The 17,613-nt window shown below is 38.6% G+C and carries 18 protein-coding genes; 9 read left to right on the top strand and 9 right to left on the bottom strand.

The features are described 5' to 3' along the window. The first annotated feature begins 165 nt into the window (after nucleotides 1-165). Complete coding sequence (locus tag OD757_RS00455) at nucleotides 166-819, top strand: hypothetical protein (protein ID WP_263030508.1); 654 nt, start codon at nucleotides 166-168, stop codon at nucleotides 817-819. 142 nt (nucleotides 820-961) lie between these two features. Beyond that, the gene (gene cysK / locus OD757_RS00450) at nucleotides 962-1,960 is read left to right on the top strand and encodes a cysteine synthase A (RefSeq protein WP_263030507.1); all 999 of its coding nucleotides are present in this window, start codon (nucleotides 962-964) and stop codon (nucleotides 1,958-1,960) included. Nucleotides 1,961-2,011: 51 nt separating this feature from the next. Here the strand turns inward: cysK and OD757_RS00445 are convergent, their stop codons facing one another. From OD757_RS00445 to OD757_RS00430, 4 genes are all read right to left on the bottom strand, one after another. Beyond that, entirely contained in the window at nucleotides 2,012-2,620 is a 609-nt protein-coding gene (locus OD757_RS00445; protein ID WP_111855775.1) for a lytic transglycosylase domain-containing protein, read from the bottom strand. A gap of 279 nt (nucleotides 2,621-2,899) precedes the next feature. Further along, a complete protein-coding gene (locus OD757_RS00440) occupies nucleotides 2,900-3,142 on the bottom strand; it encodes a DUF2798 domain-containing protein (RefSeq protein WP_263030506.1) in 243 nt (80 codons plus the stop codon). A gap of 4 nt (nucleotides 3,143-3,146) precedes the next feature. Continuing rightward, on the bottom strand, nucleotides 3,147-3,713 hold the full coding sequence (locus OD757_RS00435; protein WP_263030505.1) for a flavodoxin family protein: 567 nt from the start codon (nucleotides 3,711-3,713) through the stop codon (nucleotides 3,147-3,149). A gap of 18 nt (nucleotides 3,714-3,731) precedes the next feature. Beyond that, on the bottom strand, nucleotides 3,732-4,217 hold the full coding sequence (locus OD757_RS00430) for a DUF2938 domain-containing protein (protein WP_263030504.1): 486 nt from the start codon (nucleotides 4,215-4,217) through the stop codon (nucleotides 3,732-3,734). Nucleotides 4,218-4,298: 81 nt separating this feature from the next. Between OD757_RS00430 and OD757_RS00425 the strand changes: the two genes are divergently transcribed. The 4 genes from OD757_RS00425 (at nucleotide 4,299) to OD757_RS00410 (ending at nucleotide 9,522) form a co-directional block, all read left to right on the top strand. Further along, complete coding sequence (locus OD757_RS00425) at nucleotides 4,299-4,703, top strand: helix-turn-helix domain-containing protein (protein WP_263030503.1); 405 nt, start codon at nucleotides 4,299-4,301, stop codon at nucleotides 4,701-4,703. 147 nt (nucleotides 4,704-4,850) lie between these two features. After that, entirely contained in the window at nucleotides 4,851-6,110 is a 1,260-nt protein-coding gene (locus OD757_RS00420) for an esterase-like activity of phytase family protein (RefSeq protein WP_263030502.1), read from the top strand. Nucleotides 6,111-6,325: 215 nt separating this feature from the next. Beyond that, a complete protein-coding gene (locus tag OD757_RS00415; protein ID WP_263030501.1) occupies nucleotides 6,326-8,707 on the top strand; it encodes a YgiQ family radical SAM protein in 2,382 nt (793 codons plus the stop codon). A 314-nt stretch (nucleotides 8,708-9,021) separates the two neighbouring features. Beyond that, on the top strand, nucleotides 9,022-9,522 hold the full coding sequence (locus OD757_RS00410) for a DUF2726 domain-containing protein (RefSeq protein WP_009392239.1): 501 nt from the start codon (nucleotides 9,022-9,024) through the stop codon (nucleotides 9,520-9,522). A 147-nt stretch (nucleotides 9,523-9,669) separates the two neighbouring features. Here OD757_RS00410 and OD757_RS00405 read toward each other — a convergent pair whose 3' ends face one another. From OD757_RS00405 to OD757_RS00380, 5 genes are all read right to left on the bottom strand, one after another. Then, entirely contained in the window at nucleotides 9,670-10,023 is a 354-nt protein-coding gene (locus OD757_RS00405) for a RidA family protein (protein ID WP_263030500.1), read from the bottom strand. Between the two features lie 316 nt (nucleotides 10,024-10,339). Continuing rightward, a complete protein-coding gene (gene dinB / locus OD757_RS00395; protein ID WP_263030499.1) occupies nucleotides 10,340-11,395 on the bottom strand; it encodes a DNA polymerase IV in 1,056 nt (351 codons plus the stop codon). 1 nt (nucleotide 11,396) lies between these two features. Beyond that, complete coding sequence (locus OD757_RS00390) at nucleotides 11,397-12,155, bottom strand: glycoside hydrolase family 25 protein (RefSeq protein ID WP_263030498.1); 759 nt, start codon at nucleotides 12,153-12,155, stop codon at nucleotides 11,397-11,399. Nucleotides 12,156-12,232: 77 nt separating this feature from the next. Beyond that, the gene (mdtD, locus tag OD757_RS00385; protein ID WP_263030497.1) at nucleotides 12,233-13,624 is read right to left on the bottom strand and encodes a multidrug transporter subunit MdtD; all 1,392 of its coding nucleotides are present in this window, start codon (nucleotides 13,622-13,624) and stop codon (nucleotides 12,233-12,235) included. Nucleotides 13,625-13,827: 203 nt separating this feature from the next. Next, complete coding sequence (locus OD757_RS00380; protein WP_009392305.1) at nucleotides 13,828-14,451, bottom strand: TIGR00730 family Rossman fold protein; 624 nt, start codon at nucleotides 14,449-14,451, stop codon at nucleotides 13,828-13,830. A gap of 326 nt (nucleotides 14,452-14,777) precedes the next feature. On the opposite strand from OD757_RS00380, the gene OD757_RS00375 reads away from it, so the two are divergent. The 3 genes from OD757_RS00375 to OD757_RS00365 all read left to right on the top strand — a co-directional run bounded on the left by OD757_RS00375 (nucleotide 14,778) and on the right by OD757_RS00365 (nucleotide 17,596). Beyond that, nucleotides 14,778-16,370: a TerC family protein gene (locus OD757_RS00375; protein WP_263030496.1), complete on the top strand. Its 1,593-nt coding sequence runs from the start codon at nucleotides 14,778-14,780 to the stop codon at nucleotides 16,368-16,370. 71 nt (nucleotides 16,371-16,441) lie between these two features. Further along, nucleotides 16,442-16,906, top strand: a complete 465-nt coding sequence (locus OD757_RS00370; RefSeq protein WP_263030495.1) for a YchJ family protein — start codon at nucleotides 16,442-16,444, stop codon at nucleotides 16,904-16,906. A 45-nt stretch (nucleotides 16,907-16,951) separates the two neighbouring features. After that, nucleotides 16,952-17,596 carry a trimeric intracellular cation channel family protein gene (locus OD757_RS00365; protein WP_004795225.1) on the top strand — a complete coding sequence of 215 codons (645 nt, stop codon included), beginning with the start codon at nucleotides 16,952-16,954 and terminating at the stop codon, nucleotides 17,594-17,596. Nucleotides 17,597-17,613 lie beyond the last annotated feature (17 nt).

The following is a 17,613-nucleotide window of genomic DNA, read 5'->3' as shown; positions in this document are numbered from 1 at the left end:
TGTGAGAGTAAGTCATCGCCAGCTCATTATTCTAACACCCCGACCCCGAAAGAGGTCGGGGTGTTCTTTTATACGCGGAGTTAAATCAAAATAAAAAACTGAGACTAGTTTCTTAATAATAGATCTATTATCATGATAAGGAATTAAATAACAAGATTTTTTGGCATGAATAAGTTTGAATCTTCATATAAAATTTTATTAGATAATAATTGGAGTTTAGAAGAATTTACAATTTTTACTCGATTATATTTTCAAAATTACTCATTTATATATTGTTTGGAAGATCTATCTTTTTCAGAAACAAATTCAAAATCCTCTAAATTGGAGAAGGTTTTGAAAGAATTCAAATTAAGATCTGGTTTAAGTTATGTGAATATATATACTATATTTCGTGATGAAATTAGAAAAGATGAAAGGCCTGATGTTAAGTCTATAAAATATGCTTCACCAGGATGGATTGAACTTTATCTTAATTATGAGGTAGCGATTGAGATAGCGAAAGCTATAACTATTTTTCTAAGTAGTACAACAGCGGTAGTGGTAGCCTATAAAAAATTATATAAAATTTTTATAGATTTACATCATTTACGTAAAGAAAAAAAGAATATGTCATTAAAATTAGATGTAGAACATATTAAAACAGTTAATCAGTTGAATAATGAGTTAGCAAAAGGTTTAGGCTATACAAATTTGGATCAGTTAATAGCAAATACTAATGATGTAGAGGAAACCTCTAAATTACTTATGGCTCACTATCGTAGAATGAATAAAATGGCTGAATTTGTTCGTAAAGGTAAAGCAAATTTTCCAGAAGAATAGAATCTTATTAATAAATAAAGTCCCTTTATTAAAGGGACTTTTTATATTTAATTGCTTAGATATCCACTAACTTTTTTACTTTCCTGTTTACTGATAAGCCTATAATGATTCAGAATCATTCCAAATCTAATAAGGATATAACATGTCTACTGATCAGCAATTTCCAACACCCAATAATTTAGGAATAGCAGTTTATCCAAATAATGCAGAAGCTATTGGCAATACTCCTTTAGTTCGCATTAATCGTTTGATTAAAACTGGTGCAACCGTATTAGCAAAAGTGGAAAGCCGTAACCCTGCATTTTCTGTGAAATGTCGTATCGGAGCGGCACTAATTGCCGATGCAGAAAAGCGTGGTGTGTTAAAAGAAGGTATGCATATTATTGAACCAACCAGTGGGAACACGGGGATTGCCTTGGCTTTTGTTGCAGCAGCCAAAGGTTATCCAATTACTTTAACTATGCCAGCAAGTATGAGTATTGAGCGCAGAAAAGTATTAAAAGCACTCGGTGCTAATTTGGTATTAACTGAGCCAGCGAAGGGAATGAAAGGTGCGGTTGATGAAGCTGTACGTTTAGCAGCTGAACAGCCAGATGTTTATTTCTTACCTCAACAATTTGAAAACCCAGCAAATCCACAAATCCATGTAGATACAACTGGTCCTGAAATTTGGCAAGCAACAAATGGACAAGTCGATATTTTGGTTGCGGGTGTAGGTACTGGCGGCACAATTACCGGTATTTCTCGTTATTTCGAACAAGTTCAAAATAAAGCTTTGTATTCAGTAGCAGTTGAACCTGCTGAGTCTCCAATTATTACTCAAACTAGAAATGGAGAGAACATTACACCTGGGCCACATAAAATTCAGGGAATTGGTGCGAACTTTATTCCAAAGAATCTTGATTTGGATCTTGTAGATGAAGTTTTACCAGTGACTAGCGAAGAAGCAATTCAGTGGGCAAGAAACTGTGCAACCCAAGAAGGTATTTTAGTGGGTATTTCAAGTGGAGCAGCTTTGGCTGCGGCGGCAAAAATTGCAGAACGTCCTGAAAATGCTGGTAAAACTATTGTTGTTATTCTGCCAGATAGTGGGGAGCGTTATTTATCTTCTGTTCTATTTGATGGTTTATTTGACGAATAAAATTAACCGCATAAAAAGCCCATCTATTGATGGGCTTTTATTTAAACTTATTTATAAAGCGCTTTTTAAAGCTTTTTGATGACGTTTAACAGATCGAGCATATTTTTTAGCTTTGTGACGTGTCCAGAAACTTCGCTCATATCCAGTTGGTCCCACATTATAATAAGCTGTTGCTTTGAACCAACTATCCGCTGATTGATAGTAATGATTTAAAATATAAGCACCACATTGAATATTTGTAGATTCATCATACAAATTACCAGCACAAGTTTGTTGCCAATAGCTAGGAATAATTTGGGTTAAACCTACTGCACCCGTAGGCGAGAGAGCATTAGTATTGTAACTCGATTCTTGTCTTATGACCGCGGCAAGTAAAAGAGGCGGCACATTATATTGATCAGCACTTTGAATAATTATCGGAGATAACCGATTCGCTGTGCTTTGTGGAACAGAATAAGCTTTTTGTAGACCAGACGAGAGTTTATTTGAACGCCATGAAAATGAACCACTATTCGGGCCTAAGCTTGTACACCCAGTCATTATTGTCATTAAAGCAATTACAAAAAATTTGAGACTCAAAATGTTTATTTGAGTCGGTTTAAAATAATTGTTAGATAAAGATGAGGTAAGCAAAATACAAAACCGATAATCAAATTTCAAATGAAATCATGGTATTCAGCTGTAACTACTCGATCAATATAAGTTCTGTTGCTCAGCACAAGCAAATAGTGAGAATTTTGTATAATTAAAATGAAAGAACCCCGACTTCCTGTCGAGGTTCTTTCGTATTCAGCTTATGTAGCTAACTCCTGTCAACTACCGCTTCCTGCGTTCTTATTCTTCTTCAATGAGACATCCTGTCTCTCTATGTTTCATATACTATGAAAAAATACTAAAGACGAATATCCGCAAATCACGGCAAGTTTTGTACGTTTTAACTTACAGGCGTACTTTTTTAACTTTTTTAACTTTTTTAAATATGATGTCGACGAGTTTCTGAGCTAGAGGGGCACAAATCAATACACTTGGGAAAGCTAATATCCATGCAATAATCCAAGCTGATACCCACAATGAAAGAAAATAATGATTTAGTCCCACTACTTTAAACGTTGAAATACCTGAAACTATAAAAGACATCATTCCAGATAAAATTAAGAGGAATAAAAGTTTCTGTGCTTTCATGGTCTTATATTCCTTGATAAGCATTTAAGGTCAATGCAAAATTTTCTCCAAATTGTTGAGCAGTTTTAATATCTCCTTCATCAAACCTATCTGGATTACTGCCATGTCCAGCCTGAGCCATTAAGCCTGACCATGAGCCTAGACGATTGGCTGCTTGTGCATAGGCAACTCCTTGGTGTTGCTCAGGCATAATCGGGTTGCCGACCCATAACATGCCGTGTTGCATACAAAAGGTAAAAAGTGAAATTAGTGTTGATTGTTTATCACCTGCGGGAAGGGAAGATACAGTAAAGCCAGCCGCTAGTTTTCCTTTAAAGCTCTGTTTTTTCCATAATGGACCTGTTGCATCCATGAGTTGTTTTAACTTGGAAGATACACCACCTAAATAAGTGGGGGATCCCCAAATTAAGCCGTCATATTGAATTAGGGTTTCTGGGTTTTCGACAAGATGTTCAGCATTTAGTAAATCTACTTTAATATCTTTATGGCTCAAGATACCCATTTGAATTTGCTGGGCAATAAATTGGGTGTGGCCTTGGCGACTATAGTAAATAATGGCAACAGTTTTCATGAGCAGTTTCCTCTTTATTTAAATTTGAAATAATTTTGCAGTGAGATATAAGCCACAACCAAAAACACTATGGTTCATCAAACTTTTTAGACAGTTCAAAAAAGGATGAGGTGTTTTTGATGAAGCAAAGCCACTACCCATCGCAGGTTGCATAATAAAAAAAGGAATGAGGACGGTGACTACACCAAACAGAAGTGCTGAATAAAACTGAGGATGGCTAAGCCAAGTTGAGCCGACAATGAGAAGAAAGCTCACTGCAAAGATTAGCCCAACACTATAATGAGCAATCCAGCCCAACAAATATTCACCTTTAATTTGAGGGCTTTTTGCAATAGATTGATGGATGAGTTTCCCTTGAAATATCCAGCCGACCCAGCGTCCGAGAAAGGAAAAATTTAAGGTCGGAATTTTAAATATCTTTAATATTAACAGCCAGATATCCATAATAATTGTTGCGCCAATACCAAGGCATAAAGCTTGAAAGAACAACGTGGAGAGATTCATTTTGAAACCTTGCTTTTATACGTATGAAACGTGATAAATTTATTGTGCAAGTTAAAGTTCACTTGAAGTCAAGAGGTTGTTATGGATATTGGTGAAGTCGCTAAAAGGGCAAAAGTCACAACAGCAACACTACGTTTTTATGAAGAGAAAGGATTAATTAAATCGATAGGGCGGCAAGGTTTACGTCGGCAATATGGGAAACAAGTGCTTGATCAGCTGGCACTCATTGCTTTAGGTCGTGCCGCAGGTTTTTCTTTAAATGAAATCGCTACAATGTTTGGGCAAGATGGTAAGCCTGATCTTGATCGGCAAAAACTAAAAGATAAAGCTGAACAACTAGAACAAATGGCAAAGCGATTGCATTTTATCAGCCAAGGATTAGAACATGCTGCTGTATGTCCTGCTGAAAATCATATGGAATGTCCAACCTTCCAGAATTTTTTAAAAGCAGCAATTGATGGAGAATATCAGCCAACGAAACTTTAATTCTTTTTGATGAAGTTATTTAGTTTGTGTTTGTATTGAAAAGTTGAGTTTGTCATATTTTCGCCATAAAGATTTCATCTTTTTGAAGTAAAAACTTCATATAAGCTTGATTAAATTTGCTTAATTTTTTACCGACTGTATAAAACCATGAGCAAAAAAACTTTAGTCGCATTACTCTGTTGTGCCAGTTTGGGATTGACGGCATGTAACGATGATAACGATCAAGAACAAACCTCACCCACTGAAAACGTTGCCGAACCGACCTTAATTTCTTTTGCCAAGTTACCTGTAGAAACTTATGCAGCTGGACCAGATTCTGGCGCATATGTAAAAGGTGCAAACGGAATTTATCCTCCATTTAAAGGCCAACCTGTACAGGGCTTTTCTGCCGCATTAAAAAATGAAGACGGCAGTTATATGGCAATGGCCGATAACGGTTTTGGGACGCAAGATAATTCATCAGACTTTCTACTTCGTATTTATAAATTAAAGCCTGATTTCAAAACTAAAGCTAAAGGCACGGGTCAAGTGACTGTGCAAAGCTTTATCCAACTGCGTGATCCAAACAAGTTAATTCCATTTAATATCGTCAACGCTAATACAGCTGAGCGTTTATTAACGGGTGCTGATTTTGACCCAGAGTCGATGCAACGTACTAATGACGGCACTTACTGGATTGGGGATGAGTTTGGTCCGTATTTACTTCATTTTTCAGCAGATGGTGTGTTGCTAGATGCTCCGATTGCTCTACCAAATCCATTAAATCCGACTCAAGAATTACGTTCACCACAAAATCAGTTTAATAAAGCTCAAATTAATTTTGTAGAGCCTCTGGTTCAGCAAAGTGGTGGTTTTGAAGGAATGGCAATTTCGCCAGATGGGCAGTATCTTTACCCACTTATAGAAAAGCCAATTAAGTCAATTCGGGACACGGAAAGACAGTTACTGATTTCGCAATTCGATATTAAGAAAAAAGCGTATACAGGAAAATATTATTGGTTCCAGTTAGATAGCAAGGCAACCAATATTGGGGACTTCCAACTCTTTAATAATAATGAAGGCATCATTATTGAACGTGATGCAACACAGAATAATTTAGGCGGCTATAAAAAATTAATTCGTATTAAGTTAAATGAGTCAGGTCAGCTAGTCAGCCGTGAAGATTTAGTCGATTTAATTAAAATTGCTAACCCGAATTTGTTGTATAGCACAGCTAGAGCAGGGGATATTGGGACAGAACAGGTTTTCGCTTTCCCATTTGAAACCATCGAAGATGTGATTATTGAAAACGGTACAACGTTGACTGTCCTAAATGATAATAACTTCCCTGGTTCGACAGGGCGTAACGCAAAACTGGCTGATGACAATGAGATTATTCAAATTCGTTTACCAAAAGCTTTGTTCTAAGCCATATAAACCAGTGAGTTAAAACTGCGGCGGGTTTTTATTCCGCCGCATTTATGAGAAGAATAAAATACTGAACAAACTTTAATCAAATTAATTTTTATATCCTTGTTTTCGTTTGTTTTATAAACAGGGAAAATGAATGAAATTCATGTTAAAATGATCGGCTTTCATCTTTAGATGTCTCTCCTTCATCTGCTAGCCGAGATTCGCAAGCCATGTCTACTGCCTACACCATGCAAACTGCGCCAAAAGCGTTGTTTGATTACGACAAATATTGGGCGTCGTGTTTTGAACCAGCGCCATTTTTGCCGATGTCACGAGAAGAAATGGATCAACTTGGCTGGGATGCGTGTGACTTTATTTTAGTCTGCGGCGATGCTTATATTGATCATCCATCGTTTGTATCTGGTGTGATTGGACGTGTGCTTGAGGCACAAGGTTTTCGCGTCGGAATTATTGCACAGCCAGATTGGACCAATGTTGAAAGCTTCCGAGTTTTAGGTAAGCCAACCATTGCTTGGGGTGTGACCGCGGGTAATATGGATTCGATGATTAACCGTTATACGGCAGATCGTAAAATTCGTTCGGATGATGCTTATTCTCCAAACAATGAGCCGAACAAACGTCCTGACCGTGCAGCAACAGTATATTGTCAACGTTGTCGTGAAGCATTCCCAGATGTACCGGTGTTATTAGGTGGAATTGAAGGCAGTTTACGCCGTATTGCGCATTATGATTATTGGTCAGATAAAGTTCGTCGATCGATTTTGATGGACTCAAAAGCCGATTTGCTGATGTACGGTAACGGTGAGCGTGCCATTATTGATGTGATGCACCGTTTGGCTAAAGGTGAAAAAATCCACGAAATTACAGATGTTCGTGGTACAGCTTTTATTATTAATAAACATAACAAAGCATCAAAAGCAAAGTTTGTTGAAGTTGCAAGTAATGACGTAGATACGATTGGACGTGTTGATCCAATTATTAACCCTTATGTCATGACAGAAGATATTGATGGGTGTGAGGTTGAAAAAGAAAAAGGTAACTCTTTAGCTCAATATCAAGATTTCCAAAAAGAGATTGTTGCAAATCCGATTGTGCGTGAAGGTGACAAACTAGACGATGATACTCAAATTGTTCAATTAAAGCCGGCACCGTCAAAAGCAATTAAACATAAATTACCTCCACGTGAGTTGGCAGTCATTCGTTTACCTTCTTTTGAAGAAGTGGCGAATGATCATGTGCTTTACGCGCATGCAAACCGTATTTTGCATCTTGAAACTAATCCGGGTAATGCCCGTGCATTGGTGCAACGTCATGGTGAGCGCGATGTCTGGATCAATCCACCTCCAATTCCTCTAACAACTGAGGAAATGGACTATGTGTTTGATCTTCCATATGCACGTTTGCCACATCCTACTTATGGCGATGCGCGTTTCCCTGCATTTGATATGATCAAATTCTCTGTCAATATCATGCGTGGCTGTTTTGGCGGCTGTACGTTCTGTTCGATTACAGAACATGAAGGTCGTATTATCCAAAACCGTTCGGAAGATTCGATCTTACGTGAGATTGAAAAAATCCGTGATACGGCACCAAACTTCACCGGCATTATTTCAGATTTAGGTGGGCCAACAGCAAACATGTACCGTTTGCATTGTAAAGACCCTGAAATTGAGAAGAACTGCCGTAAGCCTTCTTGTGTATATCCGGGCGTTTGTCAGAACTTACATACCGATCATGCACCTTTAGTACAGCTTTATCGTAAAGCACGTGCGATTAAAGGTGTGAAGAAGATTCTGATTGGTTCTGGTTTACGTTATGACCTTGCGGTACTAAACCCTGAATATGTAAAAGAGTTGGTACAACATCACGTTGGTGGTTATTTAAAAATTGCACCAGAGCATACCGAACAAGGCCCGTTATCGAAGATGATGAAGCCGGGTATTGGTACGTATGATCGCTTCAAGCAAATGTTTGACCGTTTTAGTAAAGAAGCAGGAAAAGAGCAATACTTAATTCCTTACTTTATTGCAGCACATCCGGGTACTTCAGATTATGACATGATGCACCTTGCAATTTGGCTTAAGAAAAATGGTTTCCGTGCCGATCAGGTACAGACGTTCTATCCATCGCCAATGGCAACTGCAACCACCATGTACTATTCGGGCAAAAACCCGCTTGCTAAAGTAGCTCGCTATACCGAAAAGGTTGATATTGTAAAAGGTGAGAAGCGTCGTCGTTTGCATAAAGCATTCTTACGCTACCATGATCCAAACAACTGGCCATTACTTCGCGAGGCTTTAAAAGAAATGGGTCGTGCCGATTTAATTGGTAATTCGAAGCAGCATTTGATTCCGACTTATCAGCCACAAGGTACTGCGGAAGGTGAATATAAATCTGCACGTAAGAAGAACTCGTCTGTTGCGGGAGATTCAGCAAAACGTGGTCAGGGGCAATCTCGCTCAGTAGCAGGGCAAAAACGTCCACAAAAAGGACAGGTTCTAACTCAACATACAGGTTTGCCTCCTCGTGAAACAGGTGAGAAAAGACCGTTCGGTGGAAAAAGTAAACCGAAAACCAAGGTTCGTGGATGATGATAAAACAGGCTCTTAAATAGAGCCTGTTTTGTTTTTAATGTATCTGTTTAAATCGCATAGTGAGATTTTTGCAGATTTAAAGTACAAAAAGCGTAACGAAAGATGATAAATACCGAAAATCTGACGAGCTGCACTTGATTGTTGCTGACTGTATGATTATAAATAATGTGAGGGTGGCTAAATTTAAGCCAAGCTTGATAACTACAAGTGAAATTAATAAGTGAACCTTTTAAAAAACGGCTGTGTCGTTATCAATTAAAACAAAGTGTGCTCTAGCAAAATCATTATAAAAAACCTAAAGGATTGGACCTATGTATTATTTAATTACGATTTTATTATTATTCTTGGCTGTTGTGATGGCAGTGAAAAGTCTTTCACGAAGGCATCAACATGATAGTGCATTGAAGCGCCGTGCAGTATTAACCAGTCATGAACAAATGACATTAACCAGACTACAAACAGTTTTGCCTAAATTTACCGTGTTGGCACATGTGTCTTTTGATGCGTTATTAACCACAAAATATGCGCATACACGTCGAAAATATCAAAATATGGCAGCTGACTTTGTTGTACTTGATCAAAATTATCAGGTTGTAGTGGTTGTTGTTCTTGGCGAAAATGGTTTACGCCGAGCTCATCAGCAATATGAACGTCGTCTTTTACAACTGGCTGGCTATCGTGTGCTGCATTACAGTGAAGTACCTGATTATCACGATCTAAGAAGAGACTTACTAACTCCAGAAACAGAGATGGCAACTTTACATACAACGCCGCAGCTAGAAAGAATGTCAAATGCTTTTGTGAAGTCTTAAAAATTAGAGACTATAACAATTGATTGGAGAACTCATTAAAGAAGATCTAAATAACATGCTGACATTAAAAATGTTAAAACTACTAAAAAATTGAGCAATATAACTAGGGATATTGCTCAATTTAGTGTCACTTTATATTTATAAAAATTATGGAAGTACTGCAACAACCGTCATTTCTACAAGCACGTCCGGAGCATAAAGTTTGGATTCTACACAAGTACGTGCTGGTGGATGTCCTTCACTAATCCATGCATCCCAAACAGCATTCATTGCTGCATAATCTTTGTCGATATCTTTTAGAAAAATCATAATAGAAAGAATATGGGTTTTATCTGTTCCAGCTTCTGCCAATAAGCGGTCAATATTATCTAAAGTTTGTTGAGTCTGTGCTGTAACATCTACGCTCGTATCATCTGCGAGTTGCCCAGCTAAGTGTACTAAATTACCTGAAATCGCAACTTCGCAGTAGCGTGAAGTCACGTGTAAACGCTTTACCGTCATAAAAATGCTCTAGAGTGGCTTTATTTAATAGTATTGATTTTATGAAGAGTTGCTATGTGGGCGCAAGCAAGTAGAAAAGAATTTCAGTAGATTATTGTGATGAGGAATATAAGATCAGCCATGTATCGGAAGGGCCCTGCAATATTCGGATTTGGTCGTCACGCCAATCACAGGACGATATGCCGAAAGTAAAGGTTGCTTTGGCATGTTGCAAATACATGGGTAATGAATATGCGCTAATTAGGTTACTCTAAACTTGCAGTAAAAGGGAATAGATTTTGTTCAAAAACTACTCTTTCGGGTGAAAAATAGCCAATTACCAAAGGTTAAGTTGAAAGTCATCTGCTTGGGTTTGTAATTGATAAACACCTATACCAATTAAGCGAAACTCGAAATGTTCTGGAATTTGCATTTCATTTAATAATAAAAATAAAACTTGGATTAAGTCTTGTAAGGACTGGATCGGTCTTTTAAAGCTTTTACTATGTTGTAAAGTTTGAAAATTCTTGAGTTTAAGTTTGATATTCACACCACGTGCATTGAGCTGTTTTTTCTCTAGAGTTTGCCAGACTTTTTCGGCTAGTCCCTGCCAATAGGGCTGACATTGGACCAAAGTAAAATCACTATCGAAAGTGGTCTCTTTAGAAATTTGTTGGCGAGCTCTTTCAGCTTGGACAGGTCTGTGGTCAATTCCTTGTGCATAGAGGTAGAGTTGTTGACCATATTTGCCGAAATGATGAACTAAAACAGCCTCTTCAATTTTCTGTAAGTCGCCTAGAGTATGTAACTGAAGCTGCTGTAATTTTTCCTGAGTGACTTTACCGACTCCAGGAATTTTTTTAAGCGGAAGATCTTGAATAAAAGTAGCAACCTGTGAAGGTTTGATTACGCATAAACCATTCGGTTTGTTCCAGTCCGAAGCAATTTTTGCTAAAAACTTATTTGGTGCGACACCTGCCGAGGCAGTCAGTCCCGTTAACCGAAAAATATCTTCCCGAATGTGCATGGCAACTTCGGTTGCACTTGCAATTTGTTTTAAATTCTCAGTGACATCTAAATAGGCTTCATCTAAAGATAATGGTTCGATAAGAAGCGTATATTGCTGAAAGATTGAATGAATTTGAGCTGAAACTGTACGATATTTTTCAAAATTTGGCTCAATAATAACGACTTGAGGGCATAGTTTTCTGGCCTGAGTCATCGACATGGCTGAACGTAAACCAAACTCGCGGGCAGGATAAGATGCAGCAGCAATTACAGCTCGCGGATGGTGAGATGAAATAACAACGGGTAAATGCCTTAATTCCGGATGTTCCCGTAGCTCGACTGATGCATAAAAGGCATCCATATCGATATGAATGATTTTGCGCATATTATTGTGCTTTCACGATGCCTTGCTGCTGTAAGAATTGGTGCCATTCTTTGACTGAACCCTCATAAACATTTAAGTCTACTGGCTTTGTCATCCCTTCAATTTTACCCTGATTACTATGCTGCCAAAAGAGCCATTTTCTCTTGTCTTTAAGTTCAGGTTTTCCTTCGTAATCTCTGACCCAAAGTGGTGTATTGGGGAAACTACCTATTAGCACAATGTGGTAAAAGGTTTTAGAAATATAAAAGATAGGTGGTTTGCCATAATGCTGTTTTAAGCGGTCATGCATGATGCCTATTTCTTTAAGTAATTGTTCTTTGGTATGCGAGTTAATACAGTTACCGTCATATTCCAGATCAATAACAGGTGGAAGAGCATCTAATTTTTTAGGTACAGTCGCAATAAAGTTATCTGCTTGCGTTTTACCATCACGACATAGACGATAAAAGTGATAAGCACCTACGTGAAACCCATGTTCACGAGCTTTAAGCCAGTTTTCTTGAAATTTTGAATCTTGGTAATCACCGCCTTCTGTCGCTTTTAAATAAACGAATTGGAACTTTTCTGGTGATATTTTTTTCCAGTCAATATCACCCTGATGGTGAGAAATATCAAATCCTTGAACTGGATAATCTTGTGCAACAGCTTTTTGCTGGTAGAACAGACCAAAATAAGCTAGTACGCCCATAACACATGCCAAGCCAATTCCGATTAGGGTATTGTACTGTGCTGTGAAAAAGGTTTTAGCTAATTTGGTCATGCAAAACTCATTAAAGATCTGAAGCCGACATCATAGCGCGATTCAAGAATGAGAAACCACGCTAAAAATGCAAAGGCTTATACGGGAGTATTTTTTGGAATTTGCCAGAAAATAAGAGCCGCAATTACATTGATACAACCGAGGCAAATTAAAGTGACATGGAATGCAGTGGTTACATGAGCTGGACCATAATAATTGGTAAATACATTAATGAGTGTACCTGCCAGTGCTACGCCAATACTCATTGATAGCATCATGATCATCGATAGAAAACTATTACCGCTACTTGCATCTTGTTGAGGCAAGTCTTTCAAGGTCAATGTGTTCATACCCACAAATTGTAGTGAGTTTAATGTGCCAAATAAGAAAAAGTGTAAGGCCCTAAACCAAGTTGGAGTGTCAACTGTCATGATGGCGAAAGAGGCGATACATAGCCCGACCAGCGTTGTGTTGATGAGTAAAAAACGTCGATAGCCAATCTTTTGAATAATCGGTCTAACAATTGGTTTTGAAAATAATGAACCCAAGACCAAAGGAATCATCATTAAACCGGCAATGAAAGGTTCAAAACCAAAAGCGACCTGTAGCATGAGCGGTAAAACAAAAGGTAAAGCATTACCACCAAAGCGGGCAAAGAAATTACCTAAAATACCAATCGCATAAATTTTGTTTCTAAAGAGACGGCTGCGAAATAATGCATTTTGATGTGTATGAGAATGGTAGGCATACCAAAGTGTTGCGATTATGCCGACCACTATTAGCGAAATACTAAACCAGTTTGAATATTCAGGTGAGGCTAGATGTTCAATACCCAACGACCATCCGATCATTGCCACAACTAATAAGATGAAACCGACCAAATCAAATGTTTTGACCATAGGCTCTTTTACATTTGGCATGACTTTTAATGTCATTAATATACCGAGTATGCCCATAGGAATATTAATCAGGAAAATCCAGTGCCAAGTTGCAACTTCAACTAACCAACCACCCAAAGTTGGACCAGCCAAAGGCCCGAGTAAACCTGCAAGACTCATTAAGCTCATTGCAGCTAAAAATTGAGTTCGGGGAATAATTTTTAAAAGTGACAGACGGCCAACGGGAAGTAGTAAGGCTCCGCCCACGCCTTGGATGACTCGGAAAAATAAGAGTTCATTGAGACTCTGAGAAAGACCACAACCCAAAGAGGCTAGTGTAAAAATAACGATGGCCGATAAGAATATATTTCTAACACCAAAGCGGTCTGCTAACCAGCCACTTAAAGGAATACAGGCAGCAACCGATAAGACATAGGCCACCACTACGCTGTGCATGCGTAAAGGATCTTCATTTAGATGGTGAGCCATTGCAGGAATAGCGGTATTTACAATTGTTGTGTCCAAAGCCTGCATAAAAAAGCCAATGGAAACCAAAAGAACGAGTAGGCGATATTCGGGTTGCAAGGCTTGGTGAGTCTGCGTGGCATTCATAACATTTGAAAGTTAACGTTTTGGTCTAGTGTAAAACAAATTGAAAGTAAAAAAAGTAAGTCAATGTTGAATACCCGTTTACTAAATTTAAGTTCTTCTATTTATCAAAATTAACTAGCTAAATTATTCTAATGAAATAAAGAGGTAGAAGTATAAAAACAAAAAAGCGGCTGGGCCGCTTTTTATGGAGAGTAGAGAAAAAATTACACAACAAATCTTTTCGGCATTTTTAAGTTTTTAATCACGTTATAAATTTGATCAACATCATCACATACAATTAATTTAGCGCGGTGTTGAAGTGGGAGGAAACCCTCTTGAACCGCATGATCTAACTGGGCAATCAATGCATTATAAAAGCCATTTACGTTATATAAAATCATGGGTTTCTGGTGTTGGTTAAGTTGGCCCCAAGTGGCTATTTCCAATATTTCTTCAAACGTTCCTAAACCACCAGGTAATGCGACAAATGCACTTGCACGCTCTGCCATCATGGCTTTGCGTTCATGCATGGTTTCTACCACATGTAATTCAGTCAGCCCAGCATGTGCTACTTCATAATCGAGCATAAATTCAGGAATGACACCTACAGCCTCTCCGCCGTTTGCAAGAACGCTTTCAGCAACTTGTCCCATTAAGCCAATACTGGCACCGCCATAGACTAAACCGAAACCTTGGTCAGCAATTCCATGAGCGAGTTCAATTGCCTTTTCTCGATAGATTGGGTTATTTCCTGCACGTGAACCACAATATAATGCAATAAGAGGTTGTTTTGTTTTTACAGCTGTTATTGGTGAATCATTTACTGCCATTGTTAATACGCTATTCATTGCTTTATTTTTACCTTATCACGTTCATATTTCTTGTCTACACTAAGCAAAAGATATGACAACTTTATAAGCAGATTTATAGGAAAGAATCATGTTTTGTATGGGTTTGGTGAATGCCCGTTATGAACAAATAAAAATGATGAATTTATGTTAAATCTTGCCTATACTAAAAATTCGTTTAACAACATATGAACAAATATGGGTAGTGGTTGTAGTCGCTCCGTTTTAATTTCTTGTCCTAAAAAAACATTTTCCCTCCTTTGTATGGGCATGCCTGCTGTGTTGCCAAATAAAGATAAAATCCAATCAGCACAGGAGCAGGATCGATGATCTTTGAATGGATGTCTGATCCATCTGCTTGGGTGGGCTTAGCAACTTTAATCGTTCTTGAAATTGTATTGGGGATCGATAACCTTGTTTTCATCGCTATTTTGGCTGAAAAACTGCCGCCAGAGCAGCGAGGTAAGGCTCGAAAACTGGGATTATTATTGGCCTTGGGCATGCGGATGCTCTTATTGGCTGCTATTGCTTGGGTAATAACACTTACTCATCCGCTCTTCCATATTTTTGATCATCCATTTTCTGGTCGTGATTTGATCTTGTTGTTCGGTGGTGTGTTCTTGCTCTTTAAAGGCACCATGGAATTGCACGAGCGCATGGAAGGCAAACAACTGCAAAAGGAAGACAATCCAGTTCATGCGGCGTTCTGGATGGTTATTGTCCAGATTGTTGTGCTTGATGCTGTGTTCTCGTTAGACAGTGTGATTACTGCAGTCGGGATGGTCAAAGACAAAAGTGTCATGATGTTGGCAATGATTGTTGCTGTCGGAATCATGTTGTGGGCATCGAAACCACTCATGGACTTTGTTAATAAGCATCCAACGGTCGTTATTCTGTGTCTTGGTTTCTTGATGATGATTGGTTTCTCTTTGGTCGTGGAAGGTTTTGGTTTCCATATTCCGAAGGGTTACTTATATGCTGCAATTGGTTTCTCGGTTTTGGTAGAAATTATCAACCAGAGCATGCGCCGCAATCAGGAAAAACTGGTTACAACCACAGACTTACGTTATCGCACTGCTTCTGCCGTGTTACGTATGCTAGGAAGTAAAAGCAGCGGCTCTAGCTCAGATACGCAATCTTCCGACAAAGAAGATGTATTAGCTACACAAGCTTTTGCAGATGAAGTTTTTGACGAAGAAAATGGTGCTTACCATAGTGTGCTTGTGCAAGGTGTTCTTGGTTTATCAGAACGTCCTGTAAAGTCTGTTATGACGCCACGACCTGAACTTGAATGGATTGATTTAGACGATGAACCGGAAGTTTTAAAAGAACGTTTGATGTCAATGACACACTCTCGTTTGATTGTTGCACGTGGTGAACTTGATAATATTGAGGGTATTGCACTTACTCATAAAGTTCTAAATGGCTTTATTGAAACAGGTGTGGTTGATTTCGAAAAGCATTTACGTGAACCCGTCATTGTGCATGAAAATGCTCAAGTACTCATGGTAATGGAGCAATTACGTCAAGCACCTTTACAAATGGCAATCGTTTTAAATGAATACGGTTCAATTGAAGGTATCGCAACGCCAATCGATATTTTAGAAGCCATTGCGGGTGAGTTCCCTGATGAAGATGAGCTAGATGCAGCCGCTGAGAGCTTGGCAGATGGTTCATTAATACTTGAAGGTTCGACAGACATTCGCCACTTATCCCTTTTATTAGGTCGTGATTTGGTTGATGAAAGTGAACAATATTCAACCTTATCGGGTTATTTGTTATTCCATTTAGGCCGCTTACCAGAAAATGGTGAGGCTGTTGAAGCCGATGGTTATCGCTTTGAAGTGATTACGATGGAAGGCCATAAAATCGAGAAAGTTCATATTGTTTCTATAGAACAAGACGAACCAAAAGATTAAGTTAGGCTTCATGTCTAGAAACATCATAAAATAGCTCAACTCTGAGCTATTTTTTATTTGAGAAACCCAGAATGACTCAACACACTTGTCCATGTGGAAAAGGCAGCTATGTAGAATGTTGTGAGCCTTTACATTTAGGCACAGCAAAAGCCCTGACAGCAGAGCAGCTTATGCGTTCGCGTTATAGTGCTTTTGCATTACAGCAAATTGATTATATTGTGAAAACAACCGCTTTAGGTCAGCAAGCTGCACTTGATAAAAATGCCATTGCAGACTGGAGTAAACAAAATCAATGGTTGGGTTTAGACGTCGTCGACGCGAAAGAAAAATTAGATAAAACCCATGCACAGGTTGAGTTCAAGGCACATTATCATGATGGACAAAAAGCTCAGGTTCACCATGAGGTTTCACATTTTGTATATCAACAACAATGGTTTTTTCTTGATCCCACGGTAGATATTCAGATCACCATGAAACAACCTTGTATATGTGGCTCCGGAAAAAAATTTAAACAATGCTGTGCACAATTCATATAACTTTACCTTAAAATACGCGCACCGTTTGGCCTGAGGGAAAGGGCAATGTTACTCACCGTTATTTATATTATTGCGATTACTGCCGAAGCCATGACAGGTGCATTGTCTGCTGGGCGACGGAGTATGGACTGGTTCGGTGTCGTACTGATTGCCTGTGTGACTGCTTTAGGGGGCGGGTCGGTACGTGATGTATTGCTCGGACACTATCCTTTAACTTGGGTAAAACATCCTGAATATTTGGTTCTGACGTGTTGTGCTGCATTTGTCACAATCATTATTGCCAAATGGATGCGTCACTTACATAACATCTTTTTGGTGCTCGATGCTTTAGGCCTAATCGGATTTACTATTATTGGTTGTCAGATTGCCTTGCAAATGGGGCATGGTTTTGTCGTATCGGCAGTCGCAGGGGTGTTAACCGGGGTGTCTGGCGGTATTTTACGTGACATTTTATGTAACGATGTCCCGTTCGTTTTCCGTCGTGAACTTTATGCGAGTATTTCTTTTGTGGCGGTCATTTGTTACTGGGTATGTTTAGACTTGGGTTTCAGTTTAGAGTTAACTGTTATTTCAACCTTAATTTTCGGTTTTACTCTGCGTCTGATTGCGATCTATTTTGGCTTAGAAATGCCTAAGTTTATTTATAAAGATGATGATGCAGAATCGGCTTCTTCAACCGATGAACATTAATCATGCAGAATACGATG

The sequence above is a fragment of the Acinetobacter sp. AYS6 genome (assembly GCF_025630795.1).
Lineage (GTDB): Bacteria > Pseudomonadota > Gammaproteobacteria > Pseudomonadales > Moraxellaceae > Acinetobacter.
The sequence above is the reverse complement of the archived record's forward strand: the minus strand, read 5'-3'. Positions and strand labels throughout refer to the sequence as shown.